Genomic DNA, 23,617 nt, shown 5'->3' with positions numbered 1-23,617 from the left:
AAGGAAAAGATAGTGCAAAAAATAGATGAATTAATAAAACAGTTTTTCCAAGAGCTTGACTATGAACCTATTTTAAATATGCTTTCAAATGTAAAATCAGGAAAGAAGTTACGTTCTAAATTATTATTAGCTATCGTAGATGAGAGTGAGATTGCTTTTAAAATTTGTGCAACTATAGAATTGATACATCTTGCTAGTTTGTTACATGATGATATTATCGATGAGAGTGAATTAAGGCGTGGAGCAAGATCTGTCAATGCTGAATTTGGTACAAAAAATGCTCTTATGTTGGGTGATATTTTGTATTCAAAAGCCTTTTATGAATTGAGCAAAATGGATGCTAGATTTGCAAGTATTATTTCAGATGCTGTTGTAAAGCTTGCTATAGGTGAACTTATGGATGTTGATTTGGGAGAGAAATTTAATATCAATAAAGAAGCTTATTTGAAAATGATTTATAATAAAACAGCTGTTTTGATCGAAGCAAGTGCGAGATGCGGAGCTATTTTGGCTGGATTATATGAAAAAGATTTTGCAGAATATGGAAAAAATTTAGGACTCGCTTTTCAGATGATTGATGATATTTTAGATATTAAGAGTGATGAAAAAATTCTTGGAAAACCTGCTATGAATGATTTTAAAGAGGGTAAGACTACCTTACCTTATATTTATCTTTATGAAAATTTACAAGAACAAGATAGGATATATTTGCAGACTTTATTTAAAAAAGATTTAAATGAAAATGAAAAAGAGTGGCTAAAAACTAAATTTGAAGAACAAAAAGCTTTGGAAAAAGCTATTTTAGAAGCTAAAACTTATGCAAAAAAGGCTAGCAAAGCGATTGAAAAATATGATAATAACAAGCTTAATGATATTATTAAAGCTATGATAGATAGGGAATTTTAATGTATTATTGTATATCTTTTACTCATAAAAATACAGATATTGCCTTAAGGGAAAAGTTAAGCTTTTCCAATGAAGCTAAAAAAAGTGAGTTTTTAAAAATTATCAGTACTCATAAAAATATTGAAGAATGTTTGGTTATAAGTACTTGCAATCGTGTTGAAATTGTTGCTTTTGTAAAAATGGCCTGTGCGGAGTTTATTGTTAAATCTTTGGCTTTGCTTTGTGATGTGGATAAAGATATTTTGCTTGAAAAAGCTGATATTTTTGAAGATAGTGGAGCAATCCACCATCTTTTTTCTGTAGCAAGTTCTTTAGATAGTTTGGTGATTGGAGAAACTCAGATAGCAGGGCAATTAAAAGATGCTTTTGCTTTTGCTGTAAAAAATAATTTTTGCGGAGTGCACCTTTCACGAGCAGTGCATAGTGCTTTTAAATGTGCTGCTAAGGTACGTAATGAAACTCAAATTTCTAAAAATCCTATTTCTGTAGCTAGCGTTGCTGTAGCAAAAGCAAAAGAACTTGCAGATTTAACGCAAAAAAAAGCTGTTGTTATTGGAGCTGGAGAGATGGGGGAACTTGCGGCAAAACATTTAATTGCTGCAAGTGCTAAAGTGATTATTTTAAATCGTGATTTACAAAAAGCCAAAGATTTGTGCGAGAGACTTGGTGTTTTAAGCGAATATGATAGTTTAGAAAATTTAAAAAAATATTTAAATCAATACGAGTTTTTTTTCTCAGCTACCAATGCACCAAATGCTATTATTACAAATTCTTTAATAGAAGAACTTCCTTACAAAAGGTATTTTTTTGATATTGCAGTTCCAAGGGATATTGATATCAATGAAAATGAAAATATATCTGTTTTTGCTGTAGATGATCTTGAGATTGTAGTTCAAAAAAATTTAGCACTAAGAGAACAAGAAGCTCGCATGGCTTATGGGATAATAGGTCGTGAAACAAGTGAATTTTTTAGGTATTTAAACGATTTGGCTTTGATGCCTATTATCAAAGCTATACGCTTGCAAGCTAAAGAATATGCAGATAAACAACTTGAAATTGCGTTAAAAAAAGGATATTTGAAAAAATCCGATAAAGAAGAGGCTAGAAAGTTGATTCATCAAGCTTTTAAGGCTTTTTTACACACGCCTACTGTAAATTTGAAACATTTACAAGGTAAAATGCAAAGTGATACAGTGATTAATGCTATGCGTTATGTTTTTGATTTACAAAATAATCTTGAAGGTTTAAATCAATATAAATGTGAATTTGATATGGAGAATAATGATGAGATTTACTAAATTTTATGCACCAAGTTTAAAAGAAGCGCCAAAAGATGCGAGTTTGCCTAGTCATATTTTTTTAACACGTGCGGGTTTTGTAGAACAAATTGGTAGCGGACTTTATAATTTCTTGCCTTTAGGAAAAAGAGTTTTGGACAAAATTAAAAATATAGTTAAAGAAGAAATGGATAAGGCTGGAGCACAAGAAGTAAATCTTAGTTTTATTACTCCTGCAAGTTTGTGGCAAGAAAGTGGGCGTTATAATGTTTTTGGAAAAGAACTTTTGCGTTTTAAAGACAGAAAAGAAAATGAATTTGTTTTAGGTCCAACACATGAAGAAGCTATGCTTTCTTTGGTAAAAAACAAAATCACAAGTTATAAACAACTTCCTTTGCATTTATATCAAATCGGACTTAAATTTCGTGATGAAGCAAGGCCTAGATTTGGACTTTTAAGATGTCGTGAATTTTTGATGAAAGATGGATATAGTTTTCATGCTAATGAAGAAGATTTAGGGCGTGAGTTTGAGCTTATGTATAAAACTTATTCTCAAATTTTACAAAGAATGGGACTTGATTTTAGAGCAGTTGAAGCTGATAGTGGGGCTATTGGTGGAAGCGGTTCTAAGGAATTTATGGTTTTGGCAAAAAATGGGGAAGATGATATTTTAATTTGTGAAAATTGTGATTATGCGGCTAATGTTGAAGCTGCAAAAAGAGCTAAAAAAATTTGTCAAGATGAGCGTCCTGAAGCAAATTATGCAAGTAAATTTCACACTCCAAATATTAAAACTATAGATTCTTTAGCGCAATTTTTTAAAATTAATGCTTTTTATACGATTAAAGCAGTGGTAAAAAAAGCTATTTATGAAAATGAAAGCAAATTAGTTGTGTTTTTTATAAGAGGAAGTGATGATTTACAAGAAATCAAGGCTCAAAATGCTTGCAATGCCCTTGAACTAGTCGATGCAAGCGAAGAAGAATTGGAAAAAGCTGGTTTAGTAGCTGGTTTTATAGGTTTTGTGGGATTAAAAGATATAGATTTTTATATAGATTTTGAGCTTGAAAACGAAAAACAAATGATTATGGGTGCGAATGAAAAAGATTATCATTTAATCGGCATTGATGTTGTAAATTTAAACAAAGATCGTTTTAAAGATTTGATTGAAGTTAAAGAAGGGGATTGCTGTGCTAAATGTGGAGCAAAATTAAAACAAAGCAAAGGTATAGAAGTAGGGCATATTTTTAAACTAGGACAAAAATATTCCAAAGCGATGAATGCAAATTTCTTAGATGAAAATGGCAAAAGTCAGCCTTTTTACATGGGATGTTATGGCATAGGTGTTTCACGCTTGTTGGCTGTAGCTATTGAAGCAAGTCATGATGAAAAAGGATGTATTTGGAATAAAACTTTAGCTCCTTTTGTGCTTGAAATTATTGTTTCAAATCTCAAAGATGAAAAGGCTTTAGAATTTGCCAATAAGCTTTATGAGGATTTAACCAATCTTGGATTAGAGGTATTGCTTGATGATAGAAATGAGCGTTTTGGGGTTAAAATGAATGATTTTGAACTTATGGGCTTTCCTTATGCGTTAGTTGTTGGTAAAGGATTAGAAAAGAATGAAATAGAGCTTATCCAAAGAGAAGGTTTGATAAAAGAACTTATAAAAACTGATGAACTTATGAAAATTCTTAAAAAGAAAGTGTTATGAATTATAAATTAAGTTTAAGTCCTTTGTTTGTACTTGAAATTATTGCAAGTGTGCTTTTTATAGTTTTTTTTGGTTTTGGTAATTTTTTGTTTTTCATACTTTTGAGTATGATTTTTGGGGTGGTTTTATTGGGTGTTTTTTGGAAAAATATGCTTGAATTTCAAATGGGTGGCTTAAAGGATATGTTAACACAATTTTCTTTTGTTATCGCAGGATTTTTGCTTGTTGTTCCAGGGATTATTACAAGTGTTTTTGGAATTTTTGTATTTTTCTTTGGTATTGCTTTGAAATTAATAACTAAATCAAAATATCAATACGCTAAGCAAGAGTATCAAAATTCTAATGAAGAAATCATTGATGTTGAAATTATAGAGGATAGAAAATGAAGCTTATTATCGCAACAAGAAAAAGTCAATTAGCCCTTTGGCAAAGTGAGCATGTAGCCCAAATTTTAAAAAATACACATCAAATTGAAGTGCTTTTAGAAGGTTTTAAAACAAAAGGTGATGTTTTGCTGGATTCTCCTTTGGCAAAAATTGGCGGTAAGGGACTTTTTACAAAAGAACTTGAAGAAAGTATGTTAAGAAAAGAAGCGCATTTGGCGGTGCATAGTTTAAAAGATGTGCCTAGTTTTTTTCCTAAAGGTTTAGTTTTGGCAGCGGTAAGTAAAAGAGAGCAAAGCAATGATGCCATGCTAAGTCAAAATTATAAAGATTTTCTTTCTTTACCAAAAGGTGCAAAAATAGGCACTACTAGTCTTAGACGCAAGATGCAGATTTTATTACTAAGACCTGATTTAGAGATTATTTCTTTGCGTGGCAATGTTAATTCTCGTATAGAGAAATTAAAAAATAATGATTTTGATGCGATCATTTTAGCTATGGCGGGAATTAAACGTTTAAACTTAGATAAGCAAGTGAATTTTGTTTATGAATTTAGCAAGGATGAGCTTATTCCCTCGGCTTCTCAAGGAGCTTTAGGTATAGAAAGCATAAATGATGAAAAAATTTTAGAACTTTTAAAATGTTTAAATGATGAAAATGCTTTGATTGAAACAAGCATTGAAAGAGAATTTATTGCTACTTTAGAAGGGGGTTGTCAAGTTCCTATAGGTATTAACGCAGAGCTTTTAGGAGATGAAATTTGTGTGCGTGCAGTGCTTGGACTTCCTGATGGAAGTGAAATTTTAAAAGATAAAAGAATGATTAAAAAGAATGATTTTAAAGGTTTTGGGGAGAGTTTGGCTAAGGAGTTTATTGCTAAAGGTGCTAAAGAACTTTTAAAAAAAGCTGAGAGCATGCTATGAAAGAATTTATTCAAATTTTAAAAGAAAATGATCTTTTAAGGGTAATTGAAGAGCCTGTAGATGTAGATCTTGAAATCGCTCATTTAGCTTATATAGAAGCTAAAAAAGGAGAAAAAGGTAAGGCTTTATTGTTTAAAAATCCTATAGATAAAAAATTAAATAAACAATATAAATTTCCTGTTTTGATGAATACTTTTTGCAATGAAAAGGCTTTAAATTTAGCTTTTGGGCGTGATTATGAAGAGGTGGCTGAAGAAATTTCAAAACTCACCAAGCTTCATATTCCTACGAGTTTTAAAGCAAAAATGGATTTTTTTATGAATTTGTTAAGTTTTAAAAATGTTCCTCCTAAAAGACTGAAAAAAAATAAAGCTTTGTATGATTATGAAATTTTAAACTCACTTGAAGAACTTCCTATACTAAAAACTTGGGAAGATGATGCGGGTAAATTTATCACCATGGGGCAAGTTTATACACAAAATTTAGATAAAAGTCAAAATAATCTTGGAATGTATCGTTTGCAAATGAGTGATAAAAATGAACTTTTAATGCATTGGCAAATTCATAAAGATGGAGCAAATTTTTATCACGAATATAAAAATGCTGGTTTTAAAAAAATGCCTGTAAGTATAGCTATAGGCGGAGATCCGCTTTATATTTGGTGTTCTCAAGCACCTTTACCTAAAGGAATTTTTGAACTTTTGCTTTATGGTTTTATTAAAAAAACTCCTGCAAAACTTACCCCTTGTGAAAATGGTATTTTTGTACCTTATGATAGTGATGTGGTTATTGAAGGTTATGTGGATTTAGAAGAGTTTAAAATCGAAGGTCCTTTTGGAGATCATACGGGTTTTTACACTCCTGCTGAACTTTTTCCTGTGATGAAAATAGAAAAAATTTATGCTAAAAAAGATGCGATCTATCAAGCAACGGTTGTAGGAAAGCCTCCTTTAGAAGATAAGATCATGGGGCTTGGTACCGAAAGACTTTTTTTACCTCTGCTTCAAACTTCAGTGCCTGATTTAATTGATTGTAATATGCCTGAAAATGGAGTTTTTCATAATCTTATCTTGGCAAAAATTGATGCAAAATATCCAGCTCATGCACAACAAATCATGCATGCATTTTGGGGAGTAGGACAAATGAGTTTTGTAAAACATGCAATTTTTGTAGATAAAAATGCACCTTCTTTGAAAGATTATGATGCTTTAATTCCTTATATTTTAAATCGTTTTGATACAAAGAAAATTTTAATTTCAGAAGGAATTTGCGATCAATTAGATCATGCTTCGCCTAATGCTTGTTTTGGAGGTAAAGCAGGACTTGATGCTTGTAAGGAAACACAAGTAGAAGAGCTTGAAATTTTAGAAGATGAAAAATTGTTAGAACTTTTTAAAACTAAGGTAGAGCTTTTAAATTTAAAGCAATTTTATAAAGAAAGCAAAAGTCCTATAGTTTGTATTTTGCTTGATAAAAAAGAAAAAATCGAACAAAGTTTTAATAAACTTTTAGAATTTAAAAAACATTTTAGGATTTTAGTATTTTTGGATACTGAAAATAAGCTTGAAAACCCTTATATGCTTGTATGGCGTGTGGTAAATAATATAGATGCTAAAAGAGATATTTTTATCAAAGAAGAAAGACTTGGAGTGGATGCAAGTGCTAAGGGTGAAGCCGAGGGTTATTTAAGAACTTGGCCTAAGCAAACAGATTGTACTAAAAGCGTGATAGAAGATTTAATCTTGCGTAATATCTTAGAAAATAATCTAGATCTTTTTAATAAATTTGAAATTTTTTAAGATAATTGAGATTTATTTTAAAATTTTGGCACAGTTTTTGCTTATTGTTTTTTTATATTGAAAAATAATTTTTTCTTTACTAGGTATTCATAAATTTATAAATTTGTCGATATAAGCTTTTAACTAGCAATAGGAAATTTTAAAAAGGATTTTAAAATGGAAATATCGAAGGCAAATGGGCAAATGGATACAGCTTTGGCAAACATTAGCCAAAGAACAAGTGAGACACAGGCTAGTTCAAACATTCAAACCGATAGAAGTCAAAGCCAAGGAGGCGATGATGGACAGCAACAAGGTGTGAATGAAAAGTTAGCTGATATTACAAAAAAGCTAAATGAACAAATGGATTCTTTAGATACTAATGTTCGTTTTGGTTATAGCGATAAAATTAATTCTATGTATATTAGCGTGACTGAAAAAAGTACTGGAAGGGAAATTCGTCAAATTCCTAGTGAAGAGGCTATGAGACTAGCTGAGTATTTTAGGGATGTGATAGGAATGATATTTGATAAGGAGAGTTGAAAATGGCATTTGGTAGTTTATCTAGTTTAGGATTTGGTTCAGGGGTTTTAACTCAAGATACTTTAGATAAGTTGAAAGAAGCTGAACAAAAAGCTCGCATTGATCCTTATACTAAAAAAATTGAAGAAAATACAACAAAACAAAAAGATTTAACTGAGCTTAAAACCAAACTTTCTACTTTTCAAGCAGCTGTATCGTCTTTAGGAGACTCTACGGCTTTTGCAAAAAGAAAAGTTGTTGCGAGTATCACTGATAATCCTCCTGCAAGCCTTAGTGTAACTTCAGGTGTTGCTTTGCAAAGCATGAATATCAATGTGACTCAACTTGCCCAAAAAGATGTTTATCAAAGCAAGGGTTTGGTAAATGATACAGGAATTATCAATGCAAATTTAAAAGAAGCTACAAATCTAACCTTTTTTTCTAACGGAAAAGAATACAGCGTTACTATAGATAAAAATACAACTTATAGTGATTTAGTAGATAAGATCAATACCGCTACAGGCGGAGAGATTGTTGCTAAGATGGTAAATACAGGAGAAAAAGGCGCACCTTATCGTTTAACTCTAACTAGTAAAGAGACAGGTGAAGATAGTGCTATAAGTTTTTATCCAGGTGCAAAAAATGCTGAGGGAAAATATGAAATAGATAATAAAGCAACAGAAGTTTTTGAAAGTCTTGGTTGGAAACTCGATGAAGAAGCTTTAAAGGATAAAGACTTTGATCCTGCTAAAAGCAAAAAAGGTGTTGGTATCATTGATGACGAAGAAAACCCTTTGCATATACAAAAAGCCCAAGATGCTAAATTTACCATGGATGGTATCAAGATGACAAGATCGAGCAATACTATAACTGATCTTGGAGTAGGGATTACTTTAACCTTAAACAAAACAGGTGAAATCAATTTTGATGTTCAGCAAGATAGTGAGTCTGTTACTAAAGCTATGCAAGATATGGTTGATGCCTATAATGACTTAGTGTTAAATCTTAATGCCGCTACAGACTATAATAGTGAAACAGGAACTAAGGGTTCATTACAAGGTGTGACAGAGGTAAATTCTATACGATCTAGTATCATTTCTGTGCTTTTTAAAACCCAATCGGTTGATGGTACTGTAGAAGATGATAATGGTAATAAGGTAAATACTAAAGTAATGCTTTCTTTGCAAGATTATGGTCTAAGTATGACTGACTCAGGGACTTTAAATTTTGACTCTTCTACTTTTGAAAGCAAGATGAAGGAAAATCCTGATTTAACTGAAAGCTTTTTTTCAGGCGTTACTCAGTATAAAGACATAAACTATACTGGTGATTTAATTAAAGAGGGCAGTCTTAGTGAGTATTTAGGGAGCAAAGATGAAGAAGGTAAAGGCATAAGTTTTGAATCTGGAAAATTTCAAATTGTTACGAATTTTGAAACTTATGATTTATCTAAAAATGCTGATGGAACTGATTTTAAATTAACAGGAAAAACAGAACAAGAAATGCTTCAAAATTTGGCTAATCATATCAATAGTAAAGGCATTGAAGGTTTAACAGTTAAAGTTGAATCTTATGATAAAGATGGAGAAAAAGGATATAAGCTTAATTTTAAAACCGATGGAAGTTCTGATTTTGCCATAAAAGGAGATAGTGAATTTCTTAAACAATTTGGCTTAAGCCAAACGAGCATTGCCGCTGAGGCAGTTGAAGGTGTGGGTGTTTTTGCTCAGCTTAAAACAACTTTACAAGGCATAACTGGTACAAATGGATCTTTAACAAAATACGATGAGAGTTTAACAAATGATACTAAGTCTTTAACTCAAACCAAAGAATCAACTCAAACTTTGATTGATACAAGATATGAAACTATGGCAAATCAATGGTTGCAATATGAGAGCATCTTAAATAAACTTAATCAGCAATTAACAACTGTAACTAATATGATTAACGCAGCGAATAATTCTAATAATTAAGGATAAAAAAGATGCAAAATAGTTTAGCTTATAATGCTTATTCTCAAAATCAAGCGGGGATAGAATCTCCGCAAAAACTTATTGAAATGCTTTATGAGGGGATTTTGCGTTTTTGTGCAAGAGCTAAAGTAGCTATAAGAAATGAAGATATAGAGCAAAGAGTGTATTTTGTAAAAAGGACAACGGCTATTTTTATAGAACTTATTAATACTTTAGATTATGAAAAAGGTGGAGATGTGGCGCATTATTTAAGTGGGCTTTATACAAGAGAAATTCAACTTTTATCTTTGGCAAATTTAGAAAATAACGAAGAAAGAATTAATGAAGTTATAAATGTAACCAAAGGTTTACTAGAGGCTTGGAGAGAAGTGCATAGTAATGAAACAATGGCTCAATGATTTTAAACTCGCATTAATTCAAGAAGATGTTAACAAACTTAAAAATTTACTTGATGAACTTGATATGAAAGCTTTTGTTAAAAATTTAGCCAAAAAATCGCCTTCAGAAGATTTTTTAAAAGAAAATGCAAATGATGTATTTTATCAAATTCAAGCTCTTTTACAAGAAGCTGTTGTACTAATTGAGCAAAAGAAAAAAACAAAAGCTGTTGAAATTCAAAAATTTCAAAAAGCGTTGACATATTTTAAATCTTAAAAAGCATAGCGATAAGCCGAGTTCTGTCTTGAATGCTCATTTATCTAGTTTTGTTTTTGCAAACAAAATCAAGCGAAGGGTTAAAACAAAGACGCTAACCATCCCTTCTTGCTGCACATTGGGTTTACATAGCCGAAATTGTTACCAAAATCGCTGGTGGGCTTTTACCCCGCCGTTTCACCTTTTCCACTTGTGTGGTAGTTTTCTTTCTGTTGCACTATCCCTTAGGTTGCCCTAGCCATCTGTTAGATGGAATGCTTGTCTTTAGCAGCTCGGACTTTCCTCTTCTAAAAAGAAGCGAGCATTTACTATGCTTTAAATTTAAATTTTAGCGTAATTTTACTTATTTTTTCATCAAATAAAATAATTTTATTGCGATATCAATCAAAATTTGATAAAATTATTTTTTATTTTTTAACAAAGGAAATTTATGGCATCTTATTCAATGGGTGATTTAAAAAAGGGACTTAAAATAGAAATTGATGGAATTCCTTTTAAAATAGTTGAGTATCAGCATGTAAAACCAGGTAAAGGCCCTGCTTTTGTGCGTATTAAAATCAAATCTTTTATTGATGGTAAAGTGCTTGAAAAAACTTTCCATGCAGGCGATAAATGCGAAGCTCCAAATCTAGAAGATAAAACCATGCAGTATCTTTATGATGATGGTGAAAATTGCCAGTTTATGGATACACAAACGTATGAGCAAGTAGCTATAAGTGATGATGATGTGGGTGAGGCAAAAAAATGGATGCTTGATGGTATGATGGTAGATGTGCTTTTTCACAATGGTAAAGCTATCGGCGTAGAAGTTCCACAAGTTGTTGAACTCAAAATCATCGAAACAGCTCCAAATTTTAAAGGTGATACTCAAGGATCAAATAAAAAACCAGCTACATTAGAAACAGGTGCGGTAGTGCAAATTCCTTTTCATGTGTTAGAAGGTGAAGTTATACGTGTTGATACTGTGCGTGGTGAGTATATAGAAAGAGCGAACAAATAATACAAAAAAAGCTTTTGGAGTATTCCAAAGCTTTTTTAAATTTATATAAAATTTATTTTGTTACTTAATTTCTCATTCTATTCTTAAAAATATTTTTTTAAACTTTTCTTCAATTTAAAATTTCTATAATATTCCTAATTTATATTGTGGAGATGGTTGATGGAATGGTTACTTCTTGCTTCTATACCTTTGATTGTTTTAGGTTTTGCTTTAAAGATTAATCCTTTTTTAGTGGTAACTTCAGTTGGAATTTATGCTGGACTTGTTTCAGGTTTTGATTTTGTTAAGGTTGTTAGTGATATAGGAAAATCTTTTGTAGATAATCGCTATGTTGCTATAATTTGGCTTATTTTACCTTTGCTTGCTGTTTTGGAACGCAAAGGCTTAAGAGAGCAGGCTAAAAATTTAATATCCAAAATAAAAGTTGCCAGTACGGGACGAATTTTAATGTGTTATTTTATTTTTAGACAAGTTACTGCAGCTTTAGGGCTTTTATCTTTAGGTGGACATGCGCAGATGATAAGACCTTTAATAGCCCCTATGGCAGAAGCTGCAGCTAAGCTTAAATTTAAAAACTTAACACATAAAGATAGTCAAAAAATCAAAGCTTTTTCTGCAGGAACGGATAATGTTGCTGTATTTTTTGGAGAGGATATTTTTATAGCCGTGCATTCTATTTTATTTATTAAAGCTTTTTATGAGAGCAATGGTATTATTGTTGAGCCATTGCATTTATCAGTTTGGGCTATACCAACTGGAATTTTGGCTTTAATTATCCATTGTTCTAGACTTTATTTATTTGATAAAAGATTAGAAAAAACTTATAAAGGGTTGAGTGATGATAAGTCTTGATTTACTTTATTATATTGTAGGAATTTTATTTTTAATTTTTGGAATTTTAAGTTTTTCTAATCAAGCTAAAGATATAAAATCAAGAATAAGCGGCGGGGTATTTTGGATAAGTTATAGTTTTACTTTTTTGCTAGCAGGAGTTTTGCCTCATTTTGTGATGGGTTGTATAGTGATTTTACTAGCACTTATAGCAGGGTTTAATTTATTAAAACCAGCAAAGATTGAAGTTAGCAAAGAAGAAAAAGAATACGAGATAAAACATGCAAATATTTATAAAAATAAACTTTTTATTCCTGCTTTAATGGTTCCTTTGATTACACTTATTGGGACTTTTTTATTTCCCCATTTGAGTTTTTTTGAAAATAAAAATGCTACATTGATGGCTTTGATTATAGGTATAATTATTTCTTCAGTGGTTGCTTGTTTTATGTTTAAGGCTTCTCCTAAAAGAGCCGTTAAAGATGCAGCACATACTATGGATCACATTAGTTGGGCGGCGCTTTTACCGCAAATTTTGGCTACACTTGGGGTAGTTTTTGTTTCTGCAGGAATGGGCGATCAAGTATCTAAACTTTTATCTAGTTATATTAGTTTAGATAATGCTTTTATTGCAGTAGCTGTGTATTGTATCGCTATGGCGATTTTTACTATAGTAATGGGCAATGCTTTTGCAGCTTTTCCTGTGATTACTGCTGCCATTGCTTTGCCGGTTTTAATCATACAAATGTATGCAAATCCTGCTATTATAGGTGCGATTGGAATGCTTAGTGGATTTTGCGGAACTTTAATGACGCCTATGGCTGCAAATTTTAATATAGTTCCTGCAGCACTTTTAAATTTAGATGATAAAAATGGCGTAATTAAAGCCCAGTTTATGTCAGGACTTGTTTTGCTTGTAGCTAATATCTTTTTAATGTATTTTTTAGCTTTTAGATTTTAAGGAGAAACAATGGAAAAATTTATAAAACAATTTAGCTTTATTGCGCTAGAAAATATTTTTAGAGAATTGCCAAATAAAATCACACATTCTTTTAATGATATCAATGATATTAAACCACCAAAACTTATGTATCCTATATTTTATGGTTCTTATGATTGGCATTCTAGTGTGCATTCTCACTGGCTTTTGGTGAAAATTTTAAAAGATTTTTCTCATTTTGCTCCAAAGGATGAAATCATCAAAGCCCTAGATTCTCAATTTACCAAAGAAAAAGCAGAAGGAGAGCTTAAGTATCTTCAAAACCCTGCGCACAAAGGTTTTGAAAGACCTTATGGATGGGGATGGTTTTTAAAACTGGCTTTGGAGATAAATTTACTTACTAAGGAAAATGACAAAGCTGAAATTTGGGCTAAAAATTTAGAAGGTATAGCTGATTTTTTTGTTAAAGAATTTAAGGAGTTTTTGCCTAAGATGGATTATCCTATACGAGTTGGAACTCATTTTAATAGCTCTTTTGCTTTGTATTTTGCTTTAGAATATGCAAGATTTAAAAAAGATCAAGAATTGGAGTATTGCATTATCCAAAGTGCTAAAAAGTGGTTTTTAAATGATAAAAATATGCAAGCTTTAGAGCCTTGTGGAGATGAGTTTTTATCTCCTGTTTTGATGGAAGCGGTGCTTTTAAGTGCTGTTTTACCTAAAAATGATTTTGTAAAATTTTTTAAAGCATATTTGCCAAATTTAGAAACAAAAGAACCTGCAACTTTATTTACCCCTGTGAGTGTGAGTGATAGGAGCGATGGTAAAATAGCACATTTAGATGGGCTAAATTTAAGTCGTGCTTGGTGTTTTAAAATACTTTCAAATTTTTGCGATGAAAATTTAAAAATTCTTTTAAGAAACAATTCTACAGAGCATTTTGATAAAGCCATAGCTCATATAGAAGATGATTATCTTGGGTCGCATTGGCTAGGAAGCTTTGCTTTGCTTGCTATGGATGTGGATATTTTATAAAAAATTTCATAAGATGAGTAAATTTGTTACTAAATAGATATTTTTTAAATTTATATTTTGTTTTTATGCTTTGAAAAATATATTTTTTGATATTATAAGCCCAATAATATTTTAAAGGATGATAATGGTTTTTTTAATCATCTCTAGTATTATAGTAGCCATCATTTTAGGCTATATTACTAGACATAATGTTGGAATTTTTGCTATGATTTTTGCTTATGTTATAGGAGCTTTTTTTATGGATTTGGCTCCTAAAAAAATCATAGCTTTTTGGCCTATTTCTATATTTTTTGTTATTTTTGCTGTTTCATTGTTTTATAATTTTGCAACCGTAAATGGAACTCTTGAAAAATTAGCTGGACATTTGATGTATCGTTTTGCTAATCATCCTTATTTGCTTCCTTTTGTTATTTTTGTGGTTAGTGCTATTATAGCTGCTTTAGGAGCGGGTTTTTATACGGTTTTGGCTTTTATGGCACCACTTACTTTTTTACTTTGCGATAAAATCGGTTTAAGTAAAATTGCTGGAGCTATGGCTATAAACTATGGTGCTTTGGGAGGAGCAAATTTTATGACTTCTCAAAGTGGGATTATTTTTCGAGGATTGATGGAAAATTCAGGTATTGAAGCAAATGAAGCTTTTGTAAATTCTAGTATTATTTTTGCTTTTACTATAATTTTGCCTATTATAGTATTATCTTTTTTTGTGTTTAATGCTTTTAAAAATAAGATGCAAATCAGTGTTATTTCAAAACCTGATCCATTTGATTATAAACAAAAAACTACTTTAATTCTCATGTTTATGATGATTATTGTTGTTTTAATCTTTCCTGTGTTAAATATTATTTTTCCACATAATGAGACAATTAGTTATTTTAATAAAAAAATAGATATAGCCATGATAGCCATGATTTTTGTTGCCATTGCTTTATTTTTAAAATTAGCCGATGAGAAACAAGTTGTTGCTTTAATTCCTTGGGGAACCTTGATAATGATTTGTGGAGTAGGGATGTTAATTAGTATAGCGGTTGAAGCGGGGGCTATAAAATTATTTTCAGATCTTGTAGAAAATGAGATCAATGTGATTTTTATTCCGTTAATAATGTGTGCTATTGCAGCTTTTATGTCGCTTTTTTCAAGTACTTTGGGTGTGGTTACTCCAGCGCTTTTTCCTATAGTTCCAAGCATTGCTGCAAGCAGTGGATTAAGCGAGGCATTGCTTTTTTCTTGTATTGTTATAGGGGCTCAAGCTTCTGCTATTTCTCCTTTTTCTTCTGGAGGAAGTTTAATTTTAGGATCTTGTCCTGATAAATATAAGGAAAAATTATTTAAAGATTTGCTTATTAAAGCTGTGCCTATAGGATTTATGGCGGCGATTTTAGCCACTATTATAATGAGTTTTATTTTATAAGGATAATTTAGTGAAGATTGATACTCATGCACATATATTTTTGAAAAAGTTAAATACGGTTGCAAATGCAAGATATAAACCTGATTATGACGCTAGTTTTAAAGATTATAAAGCAAATTTAGATCATTATGATTTTGATAAAGGGGTTTTAGTTCAGCCAAGTTTTTTAGGTGTTGATAATGAATTTTTGCTTCAGAGTATCGAAAAAGATGAAAATATAAAAGCTATAGTTGTGGTTGATGAAGGTATTAAATTTGATGAGCTTAAAAAACTAAAACAAAGAAAAGCTTGTGGAGTTAGATTAAATTTAATTGGCAAAGAATTGCCAAATTTTAAAAGTACGGTTTGGACTCAATTTTTTGAAAATTTAAGTAAGCTTAAAATGCAAATAGAAATTCAAAGAGATTTAGACAATAATCTTGTTGATATTGTTGAAAATTTAATTCCTTATGGTTGTAATATTGTTATCGATCATTTAGCAAGAGCTAATACAAACTTAACAAATTTAGAGGATCTAATTTGTTTAAAAAACTCTAGAATATTTTTTAAAATTAGCGGTTTTTATAGGGCAAAAATAGATTATGCTAATAATGAACAAGCTGTAAAATTTGCAAAGAAAATATATGAAATTTTAAAAGAACATTTTCCACTTAGCAATTTTGTTTTTGGAAGCGATTGGCCGCATACAAATTTTGAAGTAAATGTTAATTTTTCATCGGCTCTAGTAGCTTTCAATGAAGTTGTCGCATCTAAAAAAGAACAAGAGCAAATTTTGGGGGATAATGCTTGTGCTTTATTTGACTTTTAAGCTTTTTGTTTTATCCTAAAGATGTATTTTGCAATGCGTTCAAAATGTACCCTTAGATAAGGTTTATAAATTACAAAACCACCCAAAAGTCCTAAAATGCTTCCTATTACGACATCAATCAAACGAGCGAGTATCAATGTATCTGCATTTTCACTCATAAAATTAGCTGCTTCTGAAAGATAAGTAGCATAAGGAGTAAAGAAAATCATAGCTAAAGCATAGTTTCGATTGACTAAAAATTGTCCTATAAAAAACAAAGACATCATAAGTAAAACAAGCTCTATATTGTGAAATTGTTTAGATAAAAGCCACCATGCAAAACATACTCCTAAGGCCGTTCCTATGATACGTTGAATTTGTTTAATCCATATAGAGTTTAAAGTTACACCTTGCATAATAGCTGTGCAAGAAATGGCTATCCAATAACTTCTTTCAAGTTCTAAAAAAGTTCCTAAAAATATAGAAAAAGCCACAAAAGAACCCATAATCAAAGAATCCACAAAAACTGCATCAAAACCTATGTATTCTCTAGGTGGAATTTCGCCAGGTAAAGCATTTTTAAATCCATAAATCACAACGATAGAATATAACAAAGCCATTAAATTAGCCACCATTGCTCCAAGAAAAACAAGACCCACTAAAAAAATAAAATCCTTAGCTTCAAAAGGAGAATAAGCTCCTAAAACACAAGAAAATACAAAGAAGAAATATCCAGGTGCGCCAATGTTATAATATCTAATTAAAACAGAACTTCCCATGGCCACAAGTCCTATAGGGATGAAGGCAAAAACTGAAGGCAAAAAATGAGTTAAAATTCCTAAGAAAAAACTAGAAACTATGCCAAAAGAACAGCACATCACAACAGCCATTCTATGATATAAAGGAGTGTTTGGAACATATAAAAAAGATAAAGCTCCTATCATGGCAATGAGCCCATAGTTTAATTTTCCAAAAAATACACTAAACCCTAAAACTATACCCACACCCAAAGCCGCAAAAAAAGGCATTTGCCAAACTTGTTCGCTTGAATTTAGTTTAGCAATTTCTTTAAAGTGTTGCTTTAGTATTTCTAATTTATTCACTCTCGAATTTGTCCTTCCCCATTGATTATATATTTATAAGTGCAAATATCTTCAACCCCCATAGGACCTCTAGCATGCAATTTGTTAGTTGAAATTCCAACTTCTCCACCAAAGCCAAATTCTCCTCCATCACTAAAACGCGTTGAAGCATTAGCATAAATACAAGATGAGTTTATAAGGCGTTGAAATTTAGCGATATTTGAAGCATCATTTGAGATAATGCTTTCAGAATGCAAGGAGCTGTGTTTGTTGATATGCTCTATAGCTTCATCGCAATCTTTTACTAATTTTACACTTAAAGCAAAATCAAGCCATTCTGTATCAAAGGTATTTTCATTTGCTTTAAAAACTTCTAAATTTGAGTTGTTAAAATAAGCCAAAGCATTTTCATGAGCGTGAATTTTTACCTTAAATTTTTTAAATTCAGGGATTAAAAGACTTATAAAATTTTTAGCAATTTTTTCATGGATTAAAAGCGTTTCTAAAGCATTGCAAACACTTACTCTTTGACACTTTGCATTAAGGATTATTTTTAAAGCCATATCTAAGTTAGCACTTTGATCTACAAAAGCATGACACAAGCCCTTATCTTGCTTAATGAGAGGAATTTTAGTATTGTTTGCAATTTCTTGTATCATATTTGAACTACCGCGAGGTATGATCACATTGATTAAATCATCAAAAGTTAGAATTTGTTTGATCTCGTCTCTTTGAGTAAGCATGGCAAAACAATCTTGCAAACTAAATTCCTTAAGTGCTTTGCTAACAAGAGTAAATATAGCTTTGTTTGTAAATTTTGCTTCACTTCCACCTTTAAATACACAAGCATTAGAACTTTTTATCATTAAAGCTGCAATTTCAGCACTAAGACTAGGCCTTGCTTCGTAAATAACACAAATAAGTCCTAAAGGAATGCTTATTTTTTGTATGCTCAAACCCGCATAATTTTTCCAAGCTTTAGAAATTTTGCCTATAGGATCCTCGATGCAAGCGATTTTTTCTAGGCCTTCACAAAGAGTTAAAATGCGTTTTTCATCTAACAAAAGCCTATCTTTTATTGCTTCACTTTTTGTGAAATTTGCTATATCTTTTTCATTTGCTTCTAGGATAATTTTGAAATTTTCTCTTAAATTTTGAGCTAATTTTAAAATAATTTTTTCTTTATCTTTGGGTGTTAAGTTAAGTAGTTTTTGAGAATTTTTCTTAATATTTTCAAGCAAATTTCGCATTTTTAATCCTTTATTTACAAAAAACTTGATAAATTATACAAAAAAAATCAGAATTGAAAGGTAAATATAAATGAAAAAAATAGATTTAATTATAGTAGGTGCAGGTCCAACAGGCATAGGCTGTGCGGTTGAAGCCAAGCTTAAAAACAAAGAAGTTTTGATACTGGAAAAATCAAATAACATTTGCCAAACTTTAATGCAATTTTATAAAGATGGCAAGAGAGTAGATAAAGCTTATAAGGGATGCGAAGGAACTAATCATGGACATGTTCCTTTTGAAGATGGCACCAAAGAAAGCACTATAGAAACTTTTCAAAACGCATTGAAAGAGCACAATATAGAAATTGAATTTGGCTCTGAAGTTGAGAGTGTTAAAAATGAAAATGGAGTTTTTTTAGTAAGCACAGCTAAAGGTGTTTATGAGTGTAAAAACATTATCGTTGCTATAGGTAGAATGGGCAAACCTAATAAGCCTGATTACAAACTTCCTATGACTTTAACAAAAATCATTAATTTTAATGCCAATTCAGTTTTGGGAAATGAAAAAATTCTTGTTGTAGGTGGCGGAAATTCAGCAGCAGAATACGCTGTGGATTTGGCTAATTCAAATCAAGTTAGCCTTTGTTATCGTAAAAAAGAATTTACAAGATTAAATGATATCAATCTTAAAGATATTCACGAAGCTGGAAATTCGGGTAAAGTAGAGTTAAAACTAGGAATCGACATTAATGAAGTAGAAGATGATAGTGGCAAGGCTAAGGTAAATTTTACCGATGGTACAAGCGATATTTATGATAGAATCATTTATGCTATTGGTGGTTCTACTCCACTTGATTTTTTACAAAAATGCGGGATTAATGTTGATGATAAAGGTGTGCCTTTAATGGATGAAAATAAACAAAGCAATGTTAAAGGTATCTTTGTAGCAGGAGATATTGCTACTAAAAATGGAGCAAGTATAGTTACAGGGTTAAATGACGCTGTAAAAATTCTTTCCGTGCTTTAAAATTTAGCCTTTGGGCTAAATTTGACTTATTAATAAGTAAATTTTATAATTCTTATTATTTTAATTTAAATCTATGAAAATGCAAAATAAAATCAATACAAAAACAACAATAAGAACTTATCGTCTAAATTTCTATATTTTAGGACTTCAAGCACTATACTAGCGTCTTTAAAAATATTTTATTTTAATATTTTTAAAGGATTTATATGTCAAATATTTTTAGCACTTTAAGCCCTTTTAGGCTTTTTATAAAATGCGCCGTGCCAAATGTTATAAGCATGGCTTTTATTTCTTTTTATTATATAGTTGATGGAATTTTTGTTGGAAAATATCTAGGAAGTGATGCTTTAGCGGCACTAGCCTTGATTATTCCCTTTATTATGATGTCTTTTGCTTTGGCTGATATGATAGCTATAGGTTCAGCAGTGCAAATTTCTATGCATTTGGGTTTGGGCAAGAAGAATTTAGCTAGAAAGATATTTAGTTCTAGTATATTGATTATTTTTCTAATCTCTTGTTTTATTGGAATTTTGGAGTATTTTTTAGGACCTGTTTTGATTGATTGTCTAAATGTTAGTGATGAGATTAAAACTATGGCTAAAAAATGTATGTTTGTTTTTGCTTTATTTGCACCTTTTACCATGCTTTCTTTTGCCTTGGACAATTATTTAAGAATTTGTGGAAAAACAACCTATAGTATGATTATGAATATAATCATAGCTTTAAGTAATATTGTATTTGATTATCTTTTTATAGTTGTATTTGGTTGGGGCTTGTTTTCGGTAGCCCTTGCAACTTGTTTAGGAATTGTTTTAAGTGGTATTTTTGGAATTATTCCTTTTTTATTTCAAAATTTAGAGCTTAAATTCTCAAGTTTATATATAAATTTGAGAATTTTTAAAAATATTCTTTATAATGGAAGTAGCGAGTTTTTTGGCAATGTTTCGGGTTCTTTATATAGTATTTTTGCAAATTTTGTTTTATTAAAAATTTCTACCACTCAAGCCGTGGCAGCTTTTTCTATTATTTTATATATTGATAGTTTTATCATAATGCTTATTATTGCTATGGGGGATGCGATGCAACCTGCGCTTAGTTATAATTATGCTAAAAAAGATTTTTTAAGGATTAAAGCCATTATAAAAGTGGTATTTTTTGCAGGGGGAATTTTATCTTTATTTTCTATAGTGTTTATATTGATATTTGGAGAAAATTTGATAACACTTTTTGCAAAAGAAAATGATCAAGAATTTAAAACTTTTGCTTATACAGCTTTGATGCTTTTTGCTTTTAATTATCTTTTTGCATGGTTTAATATTCTAAGCGGTTCTTTTTTGACAGCTTTTAATAAGGCAAGCTTTTCTTTGGTTCTAAGTTTAACGCAAAATTTATTCATGCCTTTATTTTTTCTTTTGCTTTTATCCTATTTTATAGGTTTAAATGGAGTATGGTTAAGTCCATTTTTTGCTGAATTTTGTGTTTTGATTTTAGCTTGGATTTTTTTTAAAAGGATTTTTAAAGATCTATCTTTATAGTGGATAGATCTTTTTTAAATTTTATCAAAGGAGCTTTTTTAGAATTTATATCCTATTCCAGTTAAAACAACTTGATAGGTTTCATCATAAAATCCTATATCGCTATTTCTTTTTTCTATACCATAATTTGCAAAACCATAAAGTCCGTTATAGCCCAAAAATTGATTTTTAACAACTTTTAGATTAAGCTTAACTATATTACCGTCTTGTTTTTTGTGGAAGATAGGATCTGTTCCTACTGCTTCATATTTGCTAAGACTTAAATTTGGGGTGAAGATATAGTCATTAGCAAAAGCTAAATTTGCTCCCATGCTTAAACCATATCTTGAGTAACTTTGAGCTTTTCCATCTGCATCATTATAATCATAACTTAGTCCTAAATTTAACAAACTGTAATTGTAATTTAATTCAAACTCGTGATAATACCCCTCTCTTTTTAAAGAGCTGTACTCAACTGCGTCTTTATCATATTTGTTTTTGCTAAATAAATATGAAGCTGTAAATTTTCCTAAATCACTTTCGTAAAGTTGAGAGATTTTAAAACCATATCTATCAACACCAGTTTCTTCTCTATTGCCTGTTTGATAAGGATTTGCATAAGCTTTTTCTCTTAAAGAAGAGATTACAGAAAAAGAAGTGCTAAAACGCTCTAAATAAGCTTTTTCGTAACCTAAAGCTATACCGCTGATATCTCTTCCATTATAGTTTTTGATAAAAACTCTATCATTGTCTATAAGGTTGCCATAGTAAAGTTCTACACCGATAAAAGGAATAAAAGAAGAGTCCGAATTATCAGCATCATAACCACCTAAGTAATCACTATCTGCTAAAGTTGAAATATTACTTTTAATATCTCTTGCACCTACACCTATGCTTAAATTTCCACTAAAACCTTCTTGAAAATCTACAGCCATAGCTGACTGGGCTAAAATGGAAGCTAAAATACATGAAAATAAATGTTTTTTCAAGCGTTCTCCTAATAAAATAAATGTTATGATGATAATTGTAACTAACATTACTTTAAATATTTATAAAAAATTAAAGTTTATAATTTTAAGTTTTTTTAGATAAAATTTTTAAAACTATTTATAAGGAAATTTAGTGCAACAAGAATATTATGACTTGGATTTAGAACGAGCTATTTTAAGCAGTTGTATCATGAGTGAAGAAGCTTACGCTAGTATAGCAGGCGATATTAGCCCAAAAGATTTTAGTCTTAAAGCTCATGAAGATATTTTTAAAGCAATTATAGCTTGTAGCAACAACAAAGAGCCTATTTCTATAAGTTTTTTAAAAAAACATAAAAAAATAGATGAAGAGATTTTAGCAGAAATTCTTGCTACTCCTTCTATGATAGATTTGTCTGCTTATGTAAATGAACTTCGTGAAAAGTCCGTAAAAAGACAACTTTTGAGTTTTGCACATCTTTTACCAACTCGTATCAATGAAGATCGTGCCGTAAGTGAAATCGCAGATGAAATTGGTAAAGAAATTTTTAGCATTACAAATCGTGTGAATTCTAGAGATATTAAAGATGTTGATATGGTAATATCAGAACTTTTTGAAGAATTTAAAAAGCAAAAAACTTTAGAAAATAAAGGTATTATAGGGCTTGATACAGGTTTTGAAGGTTTAAATAAAATGACAAAAGGTTTTAAAGGGGGTGAACTTATAATAATCGCTGCGCGCCCAGGTATGGGAAAGACAACTCTTTGTTTAAATTTCATTGATAAGGTTTTAAGACAAAATAAAGGCGTGGCTTTGTTTTCTCTTGAAATGCCTGCAATTCAAATCATGCAAAGAATGCTATCTTCCAAAACTTCCATTCCTTTGCAAAAAATTTTAACTGCAGATTTAAACGATGACGAATGGGAGCGTTTAGGAGATGCTTGTAATGATTATAGTCAAAAGAAATTATATATTTACGATAGTGGTTATGCAACTATTGCTGATGTAAGGGCTATTTTAAGGCGTTTAAAATCCCAAGATGAAAATATAGGACTTTGTGTGATTGATTATATAGGGCTTATGATGAGTAATTCAAATTTTAATGATAGGCATTTGCAAGTGAGTGAAATTTCAAGAGGACTTAAGCTTTTGGCCAGAGAGCTTGATATGCCTATTATCGCACTTTCGCAACTTAATCGTGGTTTAGAACAAAGGGCAAATAAGCGTCCTTTGATGAGTGATTTGCGAGAAAGTGGAGCTATAGAGCAAGATGCGGATGCTATTTTGTTTGTATATCGCGATGAGGTTTATAGAGAACAAGAAGAAAAAGAAAGAGAGAATAAAGCTAAAGCTGAAGGCAAAGCTTATCAAAGGCTTTTTATACCAAATCCTATGCAAGAAAATGCTGAAATTATTGTTGGAAAAAATAGAAATGGACCTGTTGGAACTATAGAAGTTGTATTTTTAAAAGAAAAATCTTGTTTTGTAGATAAACCTATAGGTTATGAAACTACCGAATTTACAGGCTAGCTTTAATTAATATATATTAATTAAAAATATCTCACAAATAATTTCAATATTTAATCAAAATTTACTCTCATTAAATCAATTTTTTCTATAAAATAAAATTTAAATTCAAACCATATAGTTTTATAATAGTTA

Annotated in this window: 22 protein-coding genes and 1 other RNA gene; 19 read left to right on the top strand and 4 right to left on the bottom strand. The window is 30.6% G+C overall.

Going from position 1 to position 23,617, the window contains the following annotated elements:
* Window positions 1-12: 12 nt before the first annotated feature.
* From ELQ07_RS07175 to ELQ07_RS07130, 10 genes are all read left to right on the top strand, one after another.
* The gene (locus tag ELQ07_RS07175) at window positions 13-906 is read left to right on the top strand and encodes a hexaprenyl-diphosphate synthase (RefSeq protein ID WP_070316886.1); all 894 of its coding nucleotides are present in this window, start codon (window positions 13-15) and stop codon (window positions 904-906) included.
* A complete protein-coding gene (gene hemA, locus ELQ07_RS07170) occupies window positions 906-2,204 on the top strand; it encodes a glutamyl-tRNA reductase (protein WP_052794794.1) in 1,299 nt (432 codons plus the stop codon). The genes ELQ07_RS07175 and hemA overlap by 1 nt, the downstream gene beginning before the upstream one ends.
* Window positions 2,188-3,897, top strand: a complete 1,710-nt coding sequence (locus tag ELQ07_RS07165) for a proline--tRNA ligase (protein WP_079462241.1) — start codon at window positions 2,188-2,190, stop codon at window positions 3,895-3,897. The genes hemA and ELQ07_RS07165 overlap by 17 nt, the downstream gene beginning before the upstream one ends.
* Window positions 3,894-4,283 carry an FxsA family protein gene (locus tag ELQ07_RS07160; RefSeq protein WP_052794795.1) on the top strand — a complete coding sequence of 130 codons (390 nt, stop codon included), beginning with the start codon at window positions 3,894-3,896 and terminating at the stop codon, window positions 4,281-4,283. Before ELQ07_RS07165 ends, ELQ07_RS07160 begins: the two co-directional genes overlap by 4 nt.
* On the top strand, window positions 4,280-5,203 hold the full coding sequence (gene hemC, locus ELQ07_RS07155; RefSeq protein ID WP_134224938.1) for a hydroxymethylbilane synthase: 924 nt from the start codon (window positions 4,280-4,282) through the stop codon (window positions 5,201-5,203). The genes ELQ07_RS07160 and hemC overlap by 4 nt, the downstream gene beginning before the upstream one ends.
* On the top strand, window positions 5,200-7,002 hold the full coding sequence (locus tag ELQ07_RS07150; RefSeq protein ID WP_134224937.1) for a menaquinone biosynthesis decarboxylase: 1,803 nt from the start codon (window positions 5,200-5,202) through the stop codon (window positions 7,000-7,002). The genes hemC and ELQ07_RS07150 overlap by 4 nt, the downstream gene beginning before the upstream one ends.
* Before the next feature lie 156 nt (window positions 7,003-7,158).
* A complete protein-coding gene (locus tag ELQ07_RS07145; protein WP_002933458.1) occupies window positions 7,159-7,524 on the top strand; it encodes a FlaG family protein in 366 nt (121 codons plus the stop codon).
* 2 nt (window positions 7,525-7,526) lie between these two features.
* Window positions 7,527-9,476: a flagellar filament capping protein FliD gene (gene fliD / locus ELQ07_RS07140; protein ID WP_134224936.1), complete on the top strand. Its 1,950-nt coding sequence runs from the start codon at window positions 7,527-7,529 to the stop codon at window positions 9,474-9,476.
* Between the two features lie 11 nt (window positions 9,477-9,487).
* Entirely contained in the window at window positions 9,488-9,874 is a 387-nt protein-coding gene (gene fliS, locus ELQ07_RS07135) for a flagellar export chaperone FliS (RefSeq protein WP_002933464.1), read from the top strand.
* On the top strand, window positions 9,855-10,130 hold the full coding sequence (locus ELQ07_RS07130) for a hypothetical protein (RefSeq protein ID WP_002933471.1): 276 nt from the start codon (window positions 9,855-9,857) through the stop codon (window positions 10,128-10,130). Before fliS ends, ELQ07_RS07130 begins: the two co-directional genes overlap by 20 nt.
* Here ELQ07_RS07130 and rnpB read toward each other — a convergent pair.
* An RNA gene (gene rnpB, locus ELQ07_RS07125) (RNase P RNA component class A) lies at window positions 10,127-10,447 on the bottom strand. The two genes, ELQ07_RS07130 and rnpB, sit on opposite strands and share 4 nt — an antisense overlap.
* A 113-nt stretch (window positions 10,448-10,560) precedes the next feature.
* On the opposite strand from rnpB, the gene efp reads away from it, so the two are divergent.
* From efp to ELQ07_RS07095, 6 genes are all read left to right on the top strand, one after another.
* Window positions 10,561-11,130, top strand: a complete 570-nt coding sequence (gene efp / locus ELQ07_RS07120) for an elongation factor P (protein WP_002855210.1) — start codon at window positions 10,561-10,563, stop codon at window positions 11,128-11,130.
* A gap of 159 nt (window positions 11,131-11,289) precedes the next feature.
* On the top strand, window positions 11,290-11,982 hold the full coding sequence (locus ELQ07_RS07115) for a DUF969 domain-containing protein (RefSeq protein WP_070316880.1): 693 nt from the start codon (window positions 11,290-11,292) through the stop codon (window positions 11,980-11,982).
* The gene (locus ELQ07_RS07110) at window positions 11,969-12,922 is read left to right on the top strand and encodes a DUF979 domain-containing protein (protein ID WP_134224935.1); all 954 of its coding nucleotides are present in this window, start codon (window positions 11,969-11,971) and stop codon (window positions 12,920-12,922) included. The genes ELQ07_RS07115 and ELQ07_RS07110 overlap by 14 nt, the downstream gene beginning before the upstream one ends.
* A gap of 9 nt (window positions 12,923-12,931) precedes the next feature.
* The gene (locus ELQ07_RS07105) at window positions 12,932-13,936 is read left to right on the top strand and encodes a DUF2891 domain-containing protein (RefSeq protein WP_070316878.1); all 1,005 of its coding nucleotides are present in this window, start codon (window positions 12,932-12,934) and stop codon (window positions 13,934-13,936) included.
* A 118-nt stretch (window positions 13,937-14,054) separates the two neighbouring features.
* Complete coding sequence (locus ELQ07_RS07100) at window positions 14,055-15,347, top strand: SLC13 family permease (protein ID WP_075888367.1); 1,293 nt, start codon at window positions 14,055-14,057, stop codon at window positions 15,345-15,347.
* Between the two features lie 10 nt (window positions 15,348-15,357).
* Window positions 15,358-16,155, top strand: a complete 798-nt coding sequence (locus ELQ07_RS07095) for an amidohydrolase (protein ID WP_052785384.1) — start codon at window positions 15,358-15,360, stop codon at window positions 16,153-16,155.
* Here the strand turns inward: ELQ07_RS07095 and ELQ07_RS07090 are convergent.
* The gene (locus ELQ07_RS07090; RefSeq protein WP_052785385.1) at window positions 16,152-17,237 is read right to left on the bottom strand and encodes an FUSC family protein; all 1,086 of its coding nucleotides are present in this window, start codon (window positions 17,235-17,237) and stop codon (window positions 16,152-16,154) included. The genes ELQ07_RS07095 and ELQ07_RS07090 overlap by 4 nt on opposite strands.
* Entirely contained in the window at window positions 17,234-18,466 is a 1,233-nt protein-coding gene (locus ELQ07_RS07085) for a glutamate-5-semialdehyde dehydrogenase (RefSeq protein WP_002933483.1), read from the bottom strand. Before ELQ07_RS07085 ends, ELQ07_RS07090 begins: the two co-directional genes overlap by 4 nt.
* A 70-nt stretch (window positions 18,467-18,536) precedes the next feature.
* Between ELQ07_RS07085 and ELQ07_RS07080 the strand changes: the two genes are divergently transcribed.
* Together ELQ07_RS07080 and ELQ07_RS07075 are read left to right on the top strand one after the other, a co-directional pair.
* A complete protein-coding gene (locus tag ELQ07_RS07080) occupies window positions 18,537-19,472 on the top strand; it encodes an NAD(P)-binding domain-containing protein (RefSeq protein WP_070316876.1) in 936 nt (311 codons plus the stop codon).
* A gap of 206 nt (window positions 19,473-19,678) precedes the next feature.
* Entirely contained in the window at window positions 19,679-21,007 is a 1,329-nt protein-coding gene (locus ELQ07_RS07075; RefSeq protein ID WP_134224934.1) for an MATE family efflux transporter, read from the top strand.
* Between the two features lie 38 nt (window positions 21,008-21,045).
* On the opposite strand, the gene ELQ07_RS07070 is transcribed toward ELQ07_RS07075, so the two are convergent.
* A complete protein-coding gene (locus ELQ07_RS07070) occupies window positions 21,046-21,975 on the bottom strand; it encodes a DUF2860 family protein (protein ID WP_070316875.1) in 930 nt (309 codons plus the stop codon).
* Window positions 21,976-22,108: 133 nt separating this feature from the next.
* On the opposite strand from ELQ07_RS07070, the gene ELQ07_RS07065 reads away from it, so the two are divergent.
* On the top strand, window positions 22,109-23,485 hold the full coding sequence (locus ELQ07_RS07065) for a replicative DNA helicase (protein ID WP_096702611.1): 1,377 nt from the start codon (window positions 22,109-22,111) through the stop codon (window positions 23,483-23,485).
* Window positions 23,486-23,617: the final 132 nt, after the last annotated feature.

Origin of the sequence: Campylobacter sp. US55, from assembly GCF_004378955.1 — a bacterium.
Taxonomy (GTDB): domain Bacteria; phylum Campylobacterota; class Campylobacteria; order Campylobacterales; family Campylobacteraceae; genus Campylobacter_D; species Campylobacter_D jejuni.
The sequence above is the reverse complement of the archived record's forward strand: the minus strand, read 5'-3'. Positions and strand labels throughout refer to the sequence as shown.

Coding starts and splice junctions, on each gene's coding strand:
- ELQ07_RS07100 (WP_075888367.1), top strand. CDS start 14,055: ATGATAATGGTTTTTTTAATCATCTCTAGTATTATAGTAGCCATCATT.
- ELQ07_RS07150 (WP_134224937.1), top strand. CDS start 5,200: ATGAAAGAATTTATTCAAATTTTAAAAGAAAATGATCTTTTAAGGGTA.
- ELQ07_RS07080 (WP_070316876.1), top strand. CDS start 18,537: ATGAAAAAAATAGATTTAATTATAGTAGGTGCAGGTCCAACAGGCATA.
- ELQ07_RS07160 (WP_052794795.1), top strand. CDS start 3,894: ATGAATTATAAATTAAGTTTAAGTCCTTTGTTTGTACTTGAAATTATT.
- ELQ07_RS07085 (WP_002933483.1), bottom strand. CDS start 18,466: ATGCGAAATTTGCTTGAAAATATTAAGAAAAATTCTCAAAAACTACTT.
- ELQ07_RS07115 (WP_070316880.1), top strand. CDS start 11,290: ATGGAATGGTTACTTCTTGCTTCTATACCTTTGATTGTTTTAGGTTTT.
- efp (WP_002855210.1), top strand. CDS start 10,561: ATGGCATCTTATTCAATGGGTGATTTAAAAAAGGGACTTAAAATAGAA.
- ELQ07_RS07075 (WP_134224934.1), top strand. CDS start 19,679: ATGTCAAATATTTTTAGCACTTTAAGCCCTTTTAGGCTTTTTATAAAA.
- ELQ07_RS07145 (WP_002933458.1), top strand. CDS start 7,159: ATGGAAATATCGAAGGCAAATGGGCAAATGGATACAGCTTTGGCAAAC.
- ELQ07_RS07165 (WP_079462241.1), top strand. CDS start 2,188: ATGATGAGATTTACTAAATTTTATGCACCAAGTTTAAAAGAAGCGCCA.
- ELQ07_RS07130 (WP_002933471.1), top strand. CDS start 9,855: ATGAAACAATGGCTCAATGATTTTAAACTCGCATTAATTCAAGAAGAT.
- ELQ07_RS07110 (WP_134224935.1), top strand. CDS start 11,969: ATGATAAGTCTTGATTTACTTTATTATATTGTAGGAATTTTATTTTTA.
- fliD (WP_134224936.1), top strand. CDS start 7,527: ATGGCATTTGGTAGTTTATCTAGTTTAGGATTTGGTTCAGGGGTTTTA.
- hemC (WP_134224938.1), top strand. CDS start 4,280: ATGAAGCTTATTATCGCAACAAGAAAAAGTCAATTAGCCCTTTGGCAA.
- fliS (WP_002933464.1), top strand. CDS start 9,488: ATGCAAAATAGTTTAGCTTATAATGCTTATTCTCAAAATCAAGCGGGG.
- hemA (WP_052794794.1), top strand. CDS start 906: ATGTATTATTGTATATCTTTTACTCATAAAAATACAGATATTGCCTTA.
- ELQ07_RS07105 (WP_070316878.1), top strand. CDS start 12,932: ATGGAAAAATTTATAAAACAATTTAGCTTTATTGCGCTAGAAAATATT.